The sequence below is a fragment of the Castellaniella ginsengisoli genome (genome assembly GCF_040955415.1).
GTDB lineage: Bacteria > Pseudomonadota > Gammaproteobacteria > Burkholderiales > Burkholderiaceae_B > Castellaniella > Castellaniella ginsengisoli.
On sequence record NZ_CP158257.1, the window covers coordinates 1,728,398 to 1,744,962 of the forward strand.

Sequence of the window (16,565 nt, forward strand, 5' to 3'; positions counted from 1 at the left end):
CGGCGGAATCGGGGGAATATCCATCAGTACAGTTTGTTGATACTGTACTGCACTGTATCTGGATTCGCCCGGGTGGGCAAGGCATGCTGGCATCCATCGATGGCTTCGACAGGACAAGGAACGCGGATGAACACTTCCACGCGCGGCTGGATCAACGGCATGATCGGTGTGGCGATCTTCAGCGGCTCGCTGCCGGCGACGCGGCTGGCCGTGCTGGGGCTCGACCCCCTGTTCGTCACGGCGGCGCGCGCCGCTCTGGCCGGTGTGCTGGCGCTGGCGATACTGCGCCTGATGCACTGCCCGCGGCCCGGGCGGGCCGATCTGCGCACGCTGCTGCTGGTGGCTTTCGGCGTGGTGCTGGGTTTTCCCTTGTTTTCCGCGCTGGCCCTGCGCACCATCACGTCCGCGCATTCGCTGGTCTTCATCGGCCTGCTGCCGTTGGCGACGGCGATCTTCGGCACCTGGCTCGGAGGCGAACGGCCTTCCCGCGCCTTCTGGCTGTTCGCCGTCCTGGGCGCGGCTTCGGTGGCCGGATTCGCGCTGAGCCAGGACGGCTCGGGGTCTTTGGGCGCCGACGCCCTGATGATGGCGGCCATCGTCACCTGCGGCTACGGCTACGCCGAAGGCGGCCGCCTGTCGCGCCGGCTGGGCGGCTGGCAGGTCATTTGCTGGGTGCTGGTGTTGTCGCTGCCGGTCAGTTTGCCCCTGGCCGTGGTCCTGAGGCCGGCTGTGTGGACCGGCATCGCCCCCTCCGCCTGGGGCGGGCTGGCCTATGTCGCGGTCTTCAGCATGCTGGTGGGGTTTTTTTTCTGGTACCGGGGGCTGGCCCAGGGCGGCATCGCCGCCGTCGGCCAATTGCAGTTGCTGCAGCCCTTCATGGGCCTGATGCTGGCCGCCTGGCTGCTGGGCGAACCCGTGACGGGGGTCATGCTGGCGGTCACGGCGTTCGTCGTGGCCTGTGTCGCGGGGGCGAAGTACACGGCGGCCGCACCGGCCCCGGCCTCGGACGCCGCGCGCTGAGGCCAGCCCTTTTGCCGGCCCGGCCGAGACGCTGTCCGCCGGATGTCTCAAACGGCGGCGTCGGCTTTCAGCGTGACGACGAAGCGCCGTGTGCGCGGATCCTGCGGATCGCGGAACAACGCCGCGGACGGCCCGGCCTCGATCACCGCGCCTTCCTGCAAGAAGATGGTCTGGCGGGCGATCTGCGCGGCCAGGCGCAGATCGTGGGTCGCCATCAGCATGGTCATGCCCTCGGCGGCCAGGTCGCCCAGCACGGCGACCACCTCCGCCGCCAGCCCCGGATCCAGGGCCGAAGTGGGTTCGTCGCACAGCAGCACGCGCGGTTCGGGCGCCAGCGCGCGGGCGATGGCCACGCGCTGCTGCTGGCCGCCTGAAAGGCTGGACGGCCAGGCATCGGCCTTTTCCCGCAGGCCGACTTTGTCCAGCAGCCCGAGGGCGCGTTCATGGGCGCGTTCGCGGCCCCAGCCCTTGACCGTCACCAGCCCTTCCATCACATTCTGCACGGCGGTCTGGTGGGGAAACAATTGGAAGTTCTGGAACACCATGCCGGTCTGCTGGCGGATGCGCTGCACCGCCGGGCGTGCCGGGTGGCGGCCGGGCTGGAAAGTCAGGGTTTCGTCGCCCAGCGTCAGCCGGCCCGCATCGGGGACGTCCAGCAGGTTCACGCAGCGCAGCAGGGTGCTCTTGCCGCTGCCCGACGGGCCGATCAAGGCGGTCACCTGGCCTTCGGGAACGACAATGCCGACGCCATGCAGCACTTCATGGCCGGCGAAGGATTTGCGGATGTCCTGCAGTTCGATCATCGCTGTCCCTCGGTGAACACGGCGTGCTGGCCGAAATGGCGTTCCAGGCGGGTCTGGGCGGCCGACAGGAAAGAGCAGAGCACCAGGTAGATCAAGGCGGCCTCGACGTACAGGATCAGCGGTTCGTAGGTCACGGAAGCGATGCGCTGGGCGGCCTGGAAGATTTCGGGCACGGTGATCACGGCGGCCAGAGAGGTGTCCTTCACCAGAGAGATGAAGGAGTTGGCCAGGGGCGGCACGGCCACACGCGCCGCCTGGGGCAGCACCGTGCGCCGCAGCGCCTGGGCGCGCGTCATGCTCAGCGAATAGGCGGCGTCCCACTGACCCTTGGGGATGGCCTCGATGGCGCTGCGGATGACCTCGGCGTTGTAGGCGCCCACATTCAGCGAAAAACCGATCAGGGCGGCCGGCAGCGGATCGAGCACGAAGCCGATGCTGGGCAGGCCGTAGAAGATCACGAACAGTTGCACCAGCAGCGGCGTGCCGCGGATCAGCCAGACGTAGAAGCGGACCAGCGCCACCAGCGGCGGCGGCCCGAACAACCGCGTGATGGCGGTCAGGAACGCCAGCAGCAGCCCGGCCGCGAAGGACAGGAGCGCCAGCGGCACGGTAAATTGGATCCCCCCGACCAGCAGCGGCCAGAGGGAGTCCGTCATCAAGCGCAGCCAATCCGGCACCCGGGACTCCTGTGAAGCGCGTGTCGCGAAAGGGACTTATTGAGCCTTGACGGCGGACAGGTCTTCGCCGAAGTAGCGCTCGGAAATCTGCTTGTAGGTGCCGTCGGCGCGCAGGGCGTCCAGGGCCTTGTCGACGGCGGCTTTCAGGGCCGGCTGGTTCTTGCGCATCAGCACGCCGGACTGACCGAACTCGGCGCTGTTGTCGGTGGCGACGACCTTGACCTTGGCTTTGGGCTGCTGGTGCTTGAAGTCCAGGAACGACAGCAGGTCGTTGACGGTCGCGTCGACGCGGCCCGAGGTCAGCAGGGCGATGGAGTCATTGAAGCCTTGCACGGGCACGACTTCCGCGCCGCTGCGCTGCGCGAGCTTGCCGAAGTTGCTGGTGATGGTGTTGGCCGAGCGCTTGCCCTTCAGGTCGGCGAAGCTGTGGATCGTGTCGTTGTCTTCGCGCACGATCAGCGCCGCCGCCGAGGAGATGTAAGGCTTGGAGAAATCGAACTTGGCCTGCCGCTCGGGGCTGATGCCGACCTGGTTGATGACGACGTCGTAGCGGTTGACGTCCAGCCCGGCGATCAGGCCGTCCCATTTGCCTTCGACGAATTCCGCCTTGACGCCCAACTGCTTGGCGATGGCGCGGGCGATGTCCACGTCGAAGCCGACCAGTCGATTGTCTTTGGTGTCGTGATAGGAGAACGGGGCGTAGGTGCCCTCGGTGCCGATGCGCAGCACGCCGGCCTTCTGGATGGCGGCGAGGTCGTCGGTGGCCGCCTGGGCGGCGGGCGCGGCGGCCAGCAGGGGGAGCAGGGAAGCGAACAGCAGGGCGGAGAGTTTTTTCGTCATGATGGATGCGTGAGATGGATTAATTCAAGAGGTTATATGAACGCCGCGTCTTATGGGTTTTCATTCTAATGAGACGCTCTTGAAGGCGCAAAGGTTTTCAGCCTATCTGCATATCGCTTCTGGAAATATGGATCTGCACCGGGCGCGGCGGCGCCGTCGCAACGCTGGCGTCCGGGCCGCGTCCGCCGGCACGCGACGGCCATGCCGCTTGACCGGCGTCAACCAGGCTGCCGGCCCAAGCCGCCTAAAATGGTTCCCATGCGACATGCGGGCAAGCGTACACGCGGATGCGGGGTCATCCACTGGCTGTTGATCCTGGGGCTTTGGCTCCAGGTCATCGGGCCGGTCTTCGCCGGCATGTCGCCGGCTGACCCCTTGCGCGGCGTGCAGGTCGTGGCCTGCACGCCGGCCGGCATGGTGATCATGGATCTGTCGCCCGCCGTGGACGGCGAGGACGGCTCCGATTCTTCCCGCATGCTGCGAACCGGCCATTGCCCGCTGTGCGCCACGCATCCGGTGCCGCCGACGTTCGCTTTGGCAGGTGCCGCCGCGCCGGCCGCGCCTTGGGTCCAGCCTGCGGCAGGGTTCGACGAAACTCCCTGCGCCGCCCGGCTGGCCGAGACGTGGGAATGGCCTCTCGCGCGGTGCCCTCCTTCCCGCTCCTGCTGAAACCCTGATTCTCTTGTTTCGGGGCCGTCCCGGCTCGTCGCGCCCGTGCGCGCCGGCCGTGGAACGGCCCTGGACGCCTTTCAGTTTTTTTCGATCGAGATACTGATGAAGAAGGAAACCTTGTGGGTGGCCGGGATCCCGGCCGTCCTGATGTCGCTCGGCCTGCCGCAGGCGGCGGCATCCCAGCCCGTGCGCGCCCTGACTCCGGTTGTCGTGACCGCGCCTGCGGCCGACGAACCCCTGGTGGTGCGTACCGACCCCAAAGCGCCGCGCCAGCCCGTGCCCGCCCACGACGGGGCGGATTTTCTCAAGAGCATCCCCGGCTTTTCCGTGATCCGCAAGGGCGGCACGGACGGCGATCCGGTCCTGCGCGGCTTTTCCGGTTCGCGCCTGGGCATTCTCCTGGACGGCCAGGAGATCTATGGCGGCTGCGGCGGGCGCATGGATCCGCCCACCGCCTACGTCTATCCCGAATCCTATGATCGCGTCATCGTCCGCAAGGGGCCGCAAAGCGTGCGCTACGGCGCGGGCCAGTCGGCGGGCGTGGTGCTGTTCGAGCGGGACGTGAAGCGCATGGATTCGTTCGGCGGCAAGGCCGCCGGCAGCCTGACGCTGGGCAGCTTTGGCCGCAACGACCAGATGGCCGACGTGCAGGTCGGCGGGCCTTGGGCCTATGTGCGCGCCGGCGGCACCCGCGCTCAGGCCGACGACTACAAGGACGGCGACGGCAATCGCGTGCACAGCGAATACCTGCGCTGGAGCAGCCATGCCGCCGTCGGGCTGACGCCGGACGACAGGACGCGCATCGAACTGTCCGCGGCCCTGAGCGATGGCCGCGCCGCCTATGCCGACCGCAGCATGGACGGCTCGAAGTTCCGGCGCGAGAACGTCTCCCTGATGTTCGAGCGCAAGCGCATGGGCGGCCTGGTCGATGGCATCGAGGGGCGGGTCTACTACAACTACGTGGACCACGTCATGGACAACTACACCTTGCGCGACGTGCCGCAGGGCCAGATGAATCCGTACATGGCCGGCAATCCGGATCGCCGCACCACGGGCGGCCGGCTGAGCGCCACGCTGCGGCCGGCCGAGGCCTGGGAACTGGTCGTCGGCGCCGATGCGAAGCAGGACGTGCATCGCGGCCGGGGCAGCGGCATGCAGGCCTCGGCCGCAGCCGCCGATGCCGCCTTCCTGGCGGCGCCGCGGATCGAGGACATGCGCTTCGAGCAGCAGGGCGTGTTCGGAGAAAGCACCTGGTTTCTGACCGAAGCGGACCGCGTGATCGGGGGCCTGCGGGCCGACTGGATCGAGGCGCGCGACAAGCGGGCGCCCGACAAATCGGCCACCTCGGGGCGCAAGAACGACCGCACCCTGACCAGCGGCTTCCTGCGTTATGAACGGGATTATGGCGACGACAGTACCTGGTACGCCGGGTTCGGTCATTCGGAGCGCTTTCCCGATTATTGGGAATTGATGAAGGGCGGCCCCGACGGCGGCAACAGCGCCTTCCTGTCCACCAGGCCGGAAAAGCTCAACCAACTGGATATCGGCACGCACTGGCGCAGCGGCCCCTACGCGCTGTCGGCCTCGGCCTTTTACAGCCGGGTGGACGACTATATCCTCATCGACTGGAACCGTAGCCGGACGCGCAACGTCGACGCCACGGTCATGGGGGGCGAACTGGATGCGTCCTGGCAATTCCATCCGTCCTGGCAGGGCGTGGCCAGCCTGGCCTATGTATACGGCGAGAACCGCACGGACGACACGGCGCTGGCCCAGCAGCCCCCCCTGGAGGTCCGCCTCGGCCTGAATTACGCCCAGGGGCCGTATTCCGCAGGCATGCTCTGGCGCCTGGTGGCCGCGCAGAACCGCTACGACGAGGGCAAGGGCGGCATCGCCGGCAGGGATATCGGCGCCACCGGCGGCTTTGGCGTGCTGTCCTTGAATGCCGGCTGGCGGCCCAACAAGACCGTGCTGCTGACCGCCGGCGTGGACAACGTTCTGAACAAGACTTATGCCGAGCATTTGTCGAAGTCGGGGGCGGACATCCCCGGCAGCGTGTCCTTCGTGGGCACCCGGATCAACGAGCCGGGCAGGGTCTTCTGGCTGAAGGCGCAGATCGCGCTGGACTGATCCCCCGGCATGAAAAACGGCCCGCATCCGGGATGCGGGCCGCCGGCCGGCGCGACGGCTCCGGCGGGGCCGCGTCAACCGTGCGCGTGCGGATGGCGCATGACGGGCATGCGCGACAGCGGGTAGTACAGCACCGCGCCGATGGCGACGCCGAAGAACCAGCCGTAGGTGCCCCACCAGGACGGGAACCAGTCGGTCAGGTGCGGCAGGATGCTGCAGCACAGGCCGCCGATGATCGTGGCGATCAGCGCGGCGATGTTCCAGCCCCCGTGGAATTGATAGGCGCCGTCCTCGCGGTACAGGTCGGCCACCTTGATTTCGCCCTTGGCGATCAGGTAGTAGTCCACCACGATGATGCCCAGCAGCGGCCCCATGATGGCGCCGATGGCGTTTACGAAGACGGCGGCATTGCCTTCCCAGGGCGCGAAGGGGTAGAGGCACAGGGCGATCACCGCCGTGATGTAGCCGCCGCCCTTGAAGCTGATCTTGTGCGGAAAAGCGTTGGAGATGTCGAAGGCCGGCGACACGAAGTTGGCGACGACGTTGATCCCCAGGGTGGCGACGGCGAAGGTCAGGGCGGCCAGCAGCGCCAGGAACCAACTGTCGAACTTGGCGGAGATCTGTTCGGGGTGCAGCAGGACTTCGCCGTAGACCTGGTAGGCGGCGATCGTGGTGATGCCGGCGACCAGCGAGAACAGGATCAGGTTGACGGGCAGGCCCCAGAGGTTGCCCTTGCGCACCACCGCCTTGGAGGGCGCGTAGCGGGAGAAGTCGCAGAAATTCAGATAGAGCGCGGCGAAATAGGTGATCCAGGTGGCGCCGACCGCCATCAGCGCGGACAGCGAACCGGGCTCCCCGGAAACGCCGGCGTCGCGGGTTTTTTCCAGCAGCAGTTCGGGCGCGATGCCGTGGTCCAGCGAGAATCCGCCTGCCTTGATCACCAGCCCGATGGCCAGCACCAGCATGGCGATCCAGACGGCGGGGCCGGCCCAGTCCTGGAACTTGCGCACGGTTTCCATCCCGTTCTGGATGATCAGCAATTGCAGCGCCCAGACGACCACGAAGCAGATCACATCCAGCGTCGAGTGCCCCAGCATGTGCGAGGTCTGGTGGAATTCCAGGATGGACTCGTTGCGCGTCAGCAGGGCGACGATGGCCCAGGACGCCGCCGCCGTCTGGGCGCCGTACCAGAAGCAGGCGACCACCGCGCGCACCAGAGCGGGCAGATTGGCGCCCCAGACGCCGAACGACGCGCGCGCCAGGACGGGGTAGGGCACCCCGGTCTTGACGCCGGCGTAGCCGATCAGGTTCATGATGGCGAAGATCACGAGCGAACTGAGGCCGATCGCAATCAGGAAGTTGGTGAAGCTGCCGCACAGCAGGAACAGGCTGGCCGCCAGGTAGTAGCCCCAGAGGCTATGGACGTCGGAGGTCCAGACGTTGAAGATGCTGAAGGCGCCCCAGGTGCGTTCCTTGGCTGGGGCCAGGTCCTCGTTGTACAGGCCGCGCGTTGCGTTTTCCATGCTGCTGTCTCCTCATGGCCGTGGTGTGCCGGGTCCCAGTGGCCCGGGAGTGGACGCGCCTGGAATTCCTTCTAACATTTCACAATATATCTAAGACGATATGTTGCGTATAATAAATCCGCATATTGCAAGAAAAAACATGGGATTAACCCTGGCATGAACGATCAGAGCGCACGCGGCATGCTGCTGGCCGACCAATCCTTTCAGGCTTTCCGCGACCTGCTGTTCCGCGGCGAGGTCCGGGCCGGCCAGTTGGTTTCGATTTCGGAGCTGATGGAAAAGACCGGCTTTCCGCTGGCTCCGGTGCGCGAGGCCGTGAAGCACGCCGAGTCCACCGGCCTGGTGCGGATCCTGCCCAAGCGCGGGGTGCTGATCATCGAGCCCACGCCCGACACGGTCCGGTCCTGTTTCCATTTGCGCTGCATGCTGGATCAGGAAGGGGCCCGAATCCTGGCCGCGCGGTTGGCCGAAGCGCCGATGCAAGCCTTGCGCGAGGAGCATGCCGCCGTCAGGGACCAGGCGCTCGAAGGCATCACGTCCGAACTTCAGCAATGGGCCATGGCGGTCGATTGGAAACTGCATCGGGCGCTGGCCGGTTCGCTGGACAATCCGCTGGCGGCGCAGGTCTATGCCAGCAACCACGACCGCATCACCGTCCTGCAGCAATCGCGCAGGCTCCTGCCCGAACGCATCATCCCCGCCATGGACGAACATCTGCGGATCATCGATGCCGTGTTGGCCGGGCGGGAAGAAGACGCCATGCGCGCCGTGCGCGCGCACCTGGCCGGCACCCTGCGCTGGTGGGGCATCGGATTGTCCGAAGCCTGAGGCATCCGGCGCGCGGCCGGGCCCTGGAGCCCGGCGCCTTCGGATGCTGCGTCCTGCGGTACGGCCAGGGCCGGTGCCGGGGCGCCTTGACGGCGCCCTAGAGCCGTTCCCAGATCGTCAGTTCGGACAAGGTGTGCTGGAATTTGCGCCGCGTCTCGCGGATGACGAAGGGCACGTCCGCCGGCTCGCCCAGCAGCCGGAAATGCGGCGCCAGCCGATCCTTCAGGCCGTCCAGCGTGGTGTAGTTCTCCGCGTCTTTCTTGAAGCCGCCCAGCCAGGATGCGCGGGGCGTGTGTTCTTCCAGCCAGGTGTAGGGCGAGGCGATCAGCAGCAGGCCGCCCGGAACGATGCGCTCGTGGATCTGCTCCAGGAAGCGCGCCGGATCGTACAGGCGATCGATCAGGTTGGCGGCCAGGACCAGGTCATAGCCGGTGTACTGGGGCTTCAGGTTGCAGGCGTCGCCCTGGAAGAACTCCACCCGCCCGTGGGTGTCGTGCAGGCCGAGATCGGCCAGCGCGCGGGCCTTGTAGGACACCAGTTCGCCTTCGTCGGCCAGGGTGTAGCGCAACTGGCCCGTCTGGATCAGTTGCACGCCCTGGTTGATGAAGCGGGCCGAGAAGTCCACCCCGGTGACCAGTTCGAAGGCCCGGGCCAGCTCGAAGGTGGCCCGCCCGGAGGCGCAGCCCAGATCCAGCGCGCGCCGGCGCGGCCGGTCGCCCATGGCTTCGATGGCGCGTTGCGCCAGGGCCTGCGGAAAATTAGGCACGCCGAAATACGAGTCGCCGTAATGGAATTCGGCGTATTCGGACATCAGCTTGTCGGTTTCGTAGTAGGCGGCCGGCGCCTCGGCGGGCGCATGCGAGACGACGTAGCGGAAGCCCGCATGCTGGAAGAAATGCCGCCGGAAGGCATAGCGCGAGGCGCGCACGGCCTCGTTGCCGCAGGAAATCCAGGATCCGCCCTTGATCAGGTTGTGGCGGCCGTCGAAGGTGGGCGTCGTGAAGTCGTCGTAGATCGGGTGAACGTCGAAGCCGTCGAAGGGATAGGTGGGGGTTTCGGTCCATTGCCAGACGTTGCCCACCACGTCGTACCAGTCGCCGTGGCGCCAGGTGTCCACCGGGCAGGACGAGGCGCCCTGATCCAGGTGCAGATTGGCGGCGCAGGGCTCGTCGCCCGGATCGCTCAGGCCGGCGGCATCGTACAGCCGGTACCATTCGTCTTCGGTGGGCAAGCGGACGGGCTGGCCGGTCTCGGCGGCCTTCCAGTTGCAGAAGGCCTTGGCTTCGAGGTAGTTGACCTCGACCGGCCAGGACCAGGGCATGGGGATTTCCTCGGTCATCAGGCGCAGGTACCAGCCCTGGGTCTTCTTGACCCAGAAGGTCGGGTGCTCGGCCTGGCTGTAGGCCAGCCACTGCCGGCCTTCCTCGGTCCAGTCGCGATGGTTGCGGTAGCCGCCCGCCTCGACGAAGGCGAGGTATTCGCGGTTGCTGACCAGCAGGCGCGCCGCCTCGAAAGATTCGATCCGGGCCGTGTGGGTGCCGTATTCGTTGTCCCAGCCGTACTGTGGGTCGTCGAAGGCCTTGCCCACCTGCACGGTGCCGGCCGGCACACGCGCCAGCTCGTTGGCGGGCGGCTCGCCGCCGCTGTCGGGCAGGGGCGCCCAGCCGGGTACGGCGCGCACGTATTTCAGCGCGTGCTGGCGGATCAGGACCGAGGACGTTTCCAGGTGGATGCGCTCGTGTTCGATGCCCATGACGATGGCCCACCAGGGGTTCTGCCAATTGATCGGGGATTGCAGCGGCGCATGATCGATCAGGTCCAGGACCAGGGCCCGCACGCGGTCGCGGTAGGCCTGGACCTCGGCCACGGAGGGCCAGTCGTAGTGGGCGTCGTCCAGGTCGTCCCAGCTCATTTCATCCACGCCGACCGCGAAGATCGATTCCATCCGGTGATCCAGGCGCTGGTCGATCAGGCGCGTGAGCATCAGCTTGTTGACGAAGAAAGTCGCCGTGTGGCCGAAATAGAAAATCAATGGATGGCGCAGGGAAATCGGCTTGACGACGTAGGCCTCGTCGTTGGCCAGGCACTGGAACAGGGACTCGTAGCGGTCGGCGGTGTCCAGGAAGTAGCGCCGCACGGCGGCACGCAGGCGGTTCGTATCTGGGTCGGCCAGATCGGGCGTTCGGGCGAACAAAGCCTCCGGCGAGATTCGGGTGTCGGACGAAGGCGGCAGCGGGGCGGCGGAGGAAGGCTTCATCGGGTATCCAGGCAGGTTCGGCGGGCGCCGGACGGTTCTATTTAGACTACCATGACCTCGCGGCGGGCGAGGAGTGCGGCGGGCGGCGGGCATCAGTAGCCGTGGAAGCCCTCGTCGCGGATGGCCTCGTCGGGGATGCCCGCCTCGGCCAGTTGCGTGCGGATCTCTTCCACCATGGCGGGGGTGCCGGTCAGGTAGCACAGAGGCGCATTCAGTCCCATGAGTGCCTGCCGCAGCATGGCCGCGTCGATCCGGCCGCGCGCGCCGTCCCAGGCTTCGTCGGCCGCTCCGGTGAGGGTGGCCAGCAGGCGCAGGCGCGGATTCAGCCGCGCAAGCCCGCGCAGTTCTTCGAGGAAAGCGGCCTGCTCCAGGGTGCGGTTGGAGTAGAGCAGGAGGAACTGCTGGTTCGATTGCCGGTGCGTGGCGTCGCGCAGCATGCTCATGCAGGGGGTGATGCCGATGCCGCCGGCGATCAGGACCAGGGGGCGACTCGTGTCGGCGGGCGGGACCAGCGTGCCGTAGGGGCCGCCGAGCCGCAGCTCGGCGCCTGGCCGCAGCGTTGCCAGGGCCTGCTTGAAGGGCGTGGCGCGGATGCGGGTGGCAATGCACAGCGTGCCCTCGTGCGGGGCGCTGACCAGCGAGAAAGTGTGCCGCAGAACCGGAGCGTCGGGGCTGTCGGCCGGCAGCGTCAGCGAAAGCGTCTGGCCGGGCTGGAACCGGAAATCCACGGGCTTGCCGAAGTGGACCGCCACGGTGTCGCGCGCGATGTCGTCGATGTGCAGCAATGCACTGGGCCAGGTAGCCATATCGTTCTCCTTGAATCGTCCCCCATGGACGGATTTTGATCCATAATTCCCTTCGATGCATAGAATCGAACGGACGTTTCACGTCCGTCTTTCACCAGGGAGGCCGATCTGTCGGAGCAGGGCCGGACTGCAGTGAGGTTGCGCGGCATGGCGGTGCCCGCCGGTGGGTATGCCCGCTGGCGGGCGCGCATCATGGCGATGCTCTGGCTGGCGCTGTGTCTGGCCGGCCCGGCCCGAGCGGCGGCGGTTCCCGAAACCGCCTGCCCGGTCCTCGGCCTGACCGCCGCCCAGGCGGATATCGCCTCTTTGCCGCAGTTGTGTTTTCTGCAAGACGAGACCCACGCGCTCGGTCCGGACGACATCCTGGGCGGCCAGTTGCCCATGGCGCGCCGGGATGCGGATCAACTCGTCTTTCAGCACAACCAGTCCGCCTATTGGGTGTATGTGCCCCTGCGCAACCAGGAGCCCGTCGGGCAGTCCTGGTACTTGCAACTGGATTATCCGCTGCTCGACGAAGTCGATGTCTGGGTCTACGACCTCGGCACGGGGCCGGTGCCCCGGGTGTCTCCCAGGCTCCTGACCACCGAGCGCATGGGCGACGCGCGGCGGTTCGATGCGCGGCCGGTGCGCCACCGCCTGTTCCTGCTGCCCCTCGAATTCGGGCCGTCGCAGTCGCTGGCGGTCGTTCTGCGGGTGCGCAGCGGCGGGGCGATCAACGTCCCCTTGTCGCTGCATTCGAGCGCATCCGCCATCGGCGGCGCCCAGGACCACGGCCTGAGCCAGGGCATGTTCCTCGGCGCGCTGGTCATGCTGGCCTTGTTCAACGCGGCCCTCTACCTGCGGCTGCGCATCCGCCAGTCTCTCTATAACACCGCCTACATCGTCTGCGCCGGGCTGTTCCTGATATCCATGTCCGGCCTGTCGTTCCAGTATCTGTGGCCGGACTGGCCCTGGCTGGCGAACCGCTCCGTGCCCTTGACCGAGACGCTGGCCCTTCTCAGTCTGCTCTGGTTCACGCGTCACTTCCTGGGCATCAGTCCGGAGCGATGGCCGCGCCAGGCCGTGCTGATCCGCATGCTCGCCCGGATCGGCGCGGCGCTGTTCGTGGCCAGCCTGTTCGTGCCCTATGCGCTCATCATCAAGATCGACACGATCTATGCCCTGGTCTGCATGGCGGCGATGTTCGGCCTGGGCCTGCGCCATTTGCGCCAGGGCGAGCGCGCCGCGCGCTGGTATGTGTTTTCCTGGGTGGTGTTCTTCGCCGGCTACTTGGCCTACGGGCTGGCGGCTTTCGGCTATATCCCCGGTTTCATGGCCCAGGAGCGCTGGATGCAGGTCGGCCTGGGCAGCCAGATATTCCTGCTCACCTACGCCGAAGTCATGCAGTTGCACGATCTGATGCACCGGGCGCTGGAAATCGAAGCCGGCGCCCGCAGCTCGCTGCAGCGCGAGGTCCAGTCCCGCACGGCCGATCTGCGCGCCACCATGGGGGCGCTGGAGCAGGCCAACCGGCAGTTGCGCGAACTGACCCTGCACGACCCCCTGACGGGGCTGCTCAACCGGCGCGGCCTGGACGAGGCGCTGGCGCGGCTCCCGGGGCCCGAGGACGCGTCCGCGCCCGGCACGCTGATCATTTTCGACCTGGATCATTTCAAGAAGGTCAATGATGCCCATGGGCACGATGCCGGCGATGCCGCGCTGAAATGGGTCGCCGAGGTCCTGGTCAATCTGCTGCGCCGCCGCTCGGACGTGCTGGCGCGTTTCGGCGGCGAGGAATTCGTGGCGGTGCTGCCGGCCACTTCGCTCGGCGATGCGGTGGTTCTGGCCTCGGGCGTTCTGGATCATGTGCGGCGCCATCGCGTCGAACTGGACAATGGCCGGTCGATCCCGTTGACCCTGAGCGCGGGCGCCGCCCAATGGCGGGAAGGCGAGACGCCGCAGGATCTGTTCCGCCGCGCCGACGAGAACCTGTACCGCGCCAAGGCCGGCGGCCGGGACCGGCTGGTGGCGGATGGCGCATTTTGACCCTGCTTCCATTAGGGATGACCCTGACGAGAAGCTTTAAATATCGCACAATGAATGTTTTTCATTTGCGGAAAGGGTCGAGATGCCACGGATAGTCCTGTTTGAAAACATACACGCCAGCGCCCGGGAAGTCTTCGTCGCGGCGGGTTTCGACGACGTCGTCACCCATGCGGGAGCGCTCACGGGCGAGGCCCTGCGCGAGGCGCTCCAGGGCGCCAATGCGGTCGGCATCCGGTCCCGCACTCATCTCGACCAGGCCGTGCTGGCCGATCTGCCCGACCTGCGGGCGATCGGCTGCTTCTGCATCGGCACCAATCAGGTGGATCTGGAAACCGCCGCTTTGCGGGGGATCCCGGTGTTCAACGCGCCATTCTCCAATACCCGCTCGGTGGCCGAGCTGGTGCTGGGCGAGGCCATTCTGCTGTTGCGCCGCATTCCCGAAAAGAACGCCCGCGTCCACGAGGGTTTCTGGGACAAGACGGCCGACGGCGCCTACGAGGCGCGCGGCAAGACGCTGGGCATCGTCGGCTACGGCAACATCGGTTCGCAGGTCGGGATCCTGGCCGAATCCTTCGGCATGCGTGTGATCTACCACGACATCGAAGCCAAGCTGCCCCTGGGCAATGCCCATGCCACCTCTTCGCTCAAGAAATTCCTCGGCCAGGCCGACGTGGTCACGCTGCACGTGCCCGGGGGCAAGGACACGGCCAATCTGCTCGACGCCGAGGCCATCGCCGCCATGCGCCCGGGCAGCATCCTGATCAATGCCTCGCGCGGCACGGTGGTCGACATCCCCGCGCTGCAGCGCGCCCTGAAGTCCGGCCACCTGTCGGGCGCCGCCATCGACGTGTTCCCCACCGAACCCAAAAGCCGCGACGAAGCGCTGGACAGCCCCCTGCGCGGCATGCAGAACGTGATCCTGACGCCGCACATCGGCGGCAGCACCCAGGAATCCCAGGAAAATATCGGCCGCGAGGTCGCCGAGAAGCTCAAGCGCTTCATCAGCAGCGGCACCACCAAGGGCGCCGTCAATTTCCCGGAAATCGCCTACCACGAGCAGGCGGGCACGGCGCGCATCATCCATATCCATCAAAACGTGCCGGGCGCCATGGGCGCGCTCAGCAACCTGATGGGCGAGTTCGGCCTGAACATCGTCAGCCAGCAACTGCAGACGCGCGGCAAGATCGGCTATGCCATCACCGACGTCGATGGCGAGGCCACCGACCAGGTGATCGAGGGCCTGCGGCGCCACCCCATCACGATCCGCTGCGACCGCGTCTGAGGCGCCGCCCGGCGGCATCTCCGGGCGGTCCGCAGACATGGGAATAGGGAAAAATCCCTACAGACCCCGCCGTGCGCGGGGTCTTTCGGTTCCCGGGGCGGGCTTCTATACTGGGTCAGGTATTCCCAGGTGACCCGCCGACATGATTCTGCGCTACAGACAGTCCGGAGTCCCGCATGGAAATCGGGCGCTGTTTGATCCAGATCATCGCCCCTACGGGATGTGGGGGTTTATGGTGGGGGTTTCCTGAACCAGGAGCCTTCGCATGCCCCGCACGCCCGATGATGCTTCGCCCCAGGCCCGCCGCGGCCGGCTGCTTACCGTCTGGACGCCCGAAGACAAGGCGTTCTGGGTCCGCGAAGGCCATGCCATCGCCAACGTCAATCTCTGGATCTCGGTTCCGGCCCTGTTCCTTGCCTTTGCCGTCTGGCAAATGTGGAGCGTGGTGGCCGTCAACCTGCCCAACCTGGGCTTCAGCTACACCGAAAACGAGCTCTTCTGGCTGGCCGCGCTGCCGGCGCTGTCCGGCGCCACGCTGCGCATCTTCTATTCCTTCATGGTGCCCGTGTTCGGCGGGCGGCGCTGGACGGCGCTGACCACGGCCAGCCTGCTGCTGCCCACCATCGGGGTGGGGGTGGCGGTTCAGGATCCGTCCACGCCTTACTCCACCATGCTGATCCTGGCGCTGCTGTGCGGCCTGGGGGGCGGGAACTTCTCCTCGTCCATGTCCAACATCAGTTTTTTCTTTCCCAAAGAACGCAAAGGCTCGGCCCTGGGCCTGAACGCCGGCCTGGGCAATCTGGGCGTATCCTCGGTGCAGTTCCTGGCGCCGCTGGTCATCACCCTGGGCATTCTCGGCCCCTGGGCGGGCGAGCCGCAGATGGCGCAACTGTCGGGCGCGCACGGCGGGCCGACCGAGATCTGGGCGCAGAACGCCGCCTTCATCTGGGTGCCGTTCATCCTCATCGTATCGATGCTGGCCTGGGTCGGCATGCACGACATCGCCGACGCCAAGGCGTCTTTCCGCGAGCAGTCGGTGATCTTCCAGCGCAAGCACAACTGGATCATGTGCTTTCTGTACCTGGGCACCTTCGGTTCCTTCATCGGCTTTTCCGCCGGCTTTCCGCTGTTGATCAAATATCTGTATCCCGAGATCCGCCCGCTGCAATATGCCTGGCTGGGGCCGCTGGTCGGCGCCATGGCGCGGCCCTTCGGCGGCTGGCTGTCCGACCGCATCGGCGGCGCGCGGGTCACCTTCTGGACGTTCTTCTGGATGATCGTGGGCGTGCTTGGCGTGATGGCCTCGTTGCCGGGCGGCCAGTCGACGGGAAGCTTCTTTGGTTTCCTGCTGTCCTTTCTGTTTCTGTTCTTCCTGAGCGGCATCGGCAATGGCTCCACGTTTGCCATGATCCCCACGATCTTCAATACCCTGGCGCAACGCCGCCATGCCGCCGGCGGACCGGCGGGGCAGGCCCGGGCCGATGCCGAAGGCGCCAAGGAATCCGCCGCCGTGCTGGGATTCAGCGGCGCCATGGGCGCCTACGGCGGCTTCTTCATCCCCAAGAGTTTCGGCACATCCTTCGAACTCACCGGTACGCCCAATGCGGCCTTGGTGTTTTTCGTCGCGTTCTATGCCGTCTCGATCGCCGTGACCTGGTGGTACTACTCGAGGCGTCGCGCGGACATTCCGTGCTGATGCGCC

The 16,565-nt window shown here is 66.7% G+C and carries 13 protein-coding genes; 7 read left to right on the forward strand and 6 right to left on the reverse strand.

All coding sequences use genetic code 11. The features are described from left to right. Nucleotides 1-126: 126 nt before the first annotated feature. The gene (locus ABRZ00_RS08220) at nt 127-1,020 is read left to right on the forward strand and encodes a DMT family transporter (protein WP_368642365.1); all 894 of its coding nucleotides are present in this window, start codon (nt 127-129) and stop codon (nt 1,018-1,020) included. 47 nt (nt 1,021-1,067) lie between these two features. On the opposite strand, the gene ABRZ00_RS08225 is transcribed toward ABRZ00_RS08220, so the two are convergent. Genes ABRZ00_RS08225 through ABRZ00_RS08235 form a run of 3 tightly spaced genes read right to left on the reverse strand, consistent with a single transcriptional unit; the run spans nt 1,068 to nt 3,340 of the window. Next, the gene (locus ABRZ00_RS08225; RefSeq protein ID WP_343836593.1) at nt 1,068-1,823 is read right to left on the reverse strand and encodes an amino acid ABC transporter ATP-binding protein; all 756 of its coding nucleotides are present in this window, start codon (nt 1,821-1,823) and stop codon (nt 1,068-1,070) included. Continuing rightward, entirely contained in the window at nt 1,820-2,500 is a 681-nt protein-coding gene (locus ABRZ00_RS08230) for an amino acid ABC transporter permease (RefSeq protein ID WP_343836591.1), read from the reverse strand. Before ABRZ00_RS08230 ends, ABRZ00_RS08225 begins: the two co-directional genes overlap by 4 nt. 36 nt (nt 2,501-2,536) lie before the next feature. Beyond that, nucleotides 2,537-3,340, reverse strand: coding sequence for an amino acid ABC transporter substrate-binding protein (locus ABRZ00_RS08235; protein WP_368639573.1), 804 nt, complete (start codon nt 3,338-3,340; stop codon nt 2,537-2,539). Nucleotides 3,341-3,589: 249 nt separating this feature from the next. Here ABRZ00_RS08235 and ABRZ00_RS08240 point away from each other — a divergent pair, with 249 nt between their 5' ends. Then, a complete protein-coding gene (locus ABRZ00_RS08240) occupies nt 3,590-4,009 on the forward strand; it encodes a DUF2946 family protein (protein ID WP_368642364.1) in 420 nt (139 codons plus the stop codon). Nucleotides 4,010-4,114: 105 nt separating this feature from the next. After that, nucleotides 4,115-6,142 carry a TonB-dependent copper receptor gene (locus tag ABRZ00_RS08245; protein ID WP_368642363.1) on the forward strand — a complete coding sequence of 676 codons (2,028 nt, stop codon included), beginning with the start codon at nt 4,115-4,117 and terminating at the stop codon, nt 6,140-6,142. A 74-nt stretch (nt 6,143-6,216) separates the two neighbouring features. Here ABRZ00_RS08245 and ABRZ00_RS08250 read toward each other — a convergent pair whose 3' ends face one another. After that, entirely contained in the window at nt 6,217-7,665 is a 1,449-nt protein-coding gene (locus ABRZ00_RS08250) for an NCS1 family nucleobase:cation symporter-1 (protein ID WP_368642362.1), read from the reverse strand. Between the two features lie 156 nt (nt 7,666-7,821). Here ABRZ00_RS08250 and ABRZ00_RS08255 point away from each other — a divergent pair, with 156 nt between their 5' ends. Next, on the forward strand, nt 7,822-8,493 hold the full coding sequence (locus tag ABRZ00_RS08255; RefSeq protein WP_368642361.1) for a GntR family transcriptional regulator: 672 nt from the start codon (nt 7,822-7,824) through the stop codon (nt 8,491-8,493). Nucleotides 8,494-8,590: 97 nt separating this feature from the next. Here the strand turns inward: ABRZ00_RS08255 and ovoA are convergent, their stop codons facing one another. Continuing rightward, entirely contained in the window at nt 8,591-10,750 is a 2,160-nt protein-coding gene (gene ovoA / locus ABRZ00_RS08260) for a 5-histidylcysteine sulfoxide synthase (protein ID WP_368642360.1), read from the reverse strand. 92 nt (nt 10,751-10,842) lie between these two features. Next, a complete protein-coding gene (locus ABRZ00_RS08265) occupies nt 10,843-11,556 on the reverse strand; it encodes a ferredoxin--NADP reductase (RefSeq protein WP_368642359.1) in 714 nt (237 codons plus the stop codon). Between the two features lie 147 nt (nt 11,557-11,703). Here ABRZ00_RS08265 and ABRZ00_RS08270 point away from each other — a divergent pair, with 147 nt between their 5' ends. From ABRZ00_RS08270 to ABRZ00_RS08280, 3 genes are all read left to right on the forward strand, one after another. Further along, on the forward strand, nt 11,704-13,581 hold the full coding sequence (locus tag ABRZ00_RS08270) for a diguanylate cyclase (RefSeq protein WP_368642358.1): 1,878 nt from the start codon (nt 11,704-11,706) through the stop codon (nt 13,579-13,581). A gap of 82 nt (nt 13,582-13,663) precedes the next feature. Further along, on the forward strand, nt 13,664-14,863 hold the full coding sequence (gene serA, locus ABRZ00_RS08275) for a phosphoglycerate dehydrogenase (protein WP_368639567.1): 1,200 nt from the start codon (nt 13,664-13,666) through the stop codon (nt 14,861-14,863). Nucleotides 14,864-15,128: 265 nt separating this feature from the next. Next, nucleotides 15,129-16,559, forward strand: a complete 1,431-nt coding sequence (locus tag ABRZ00_RS08280) for a NarK family nitrate/nitrite MFS transporter (RefSeq protein WP_368642357.1) — start codon at nt 15,129-15,131, stop codon at nt 16,557-16,559. Nucleotides 16,560-16,565: the final 6 nt, after the last annotated feature.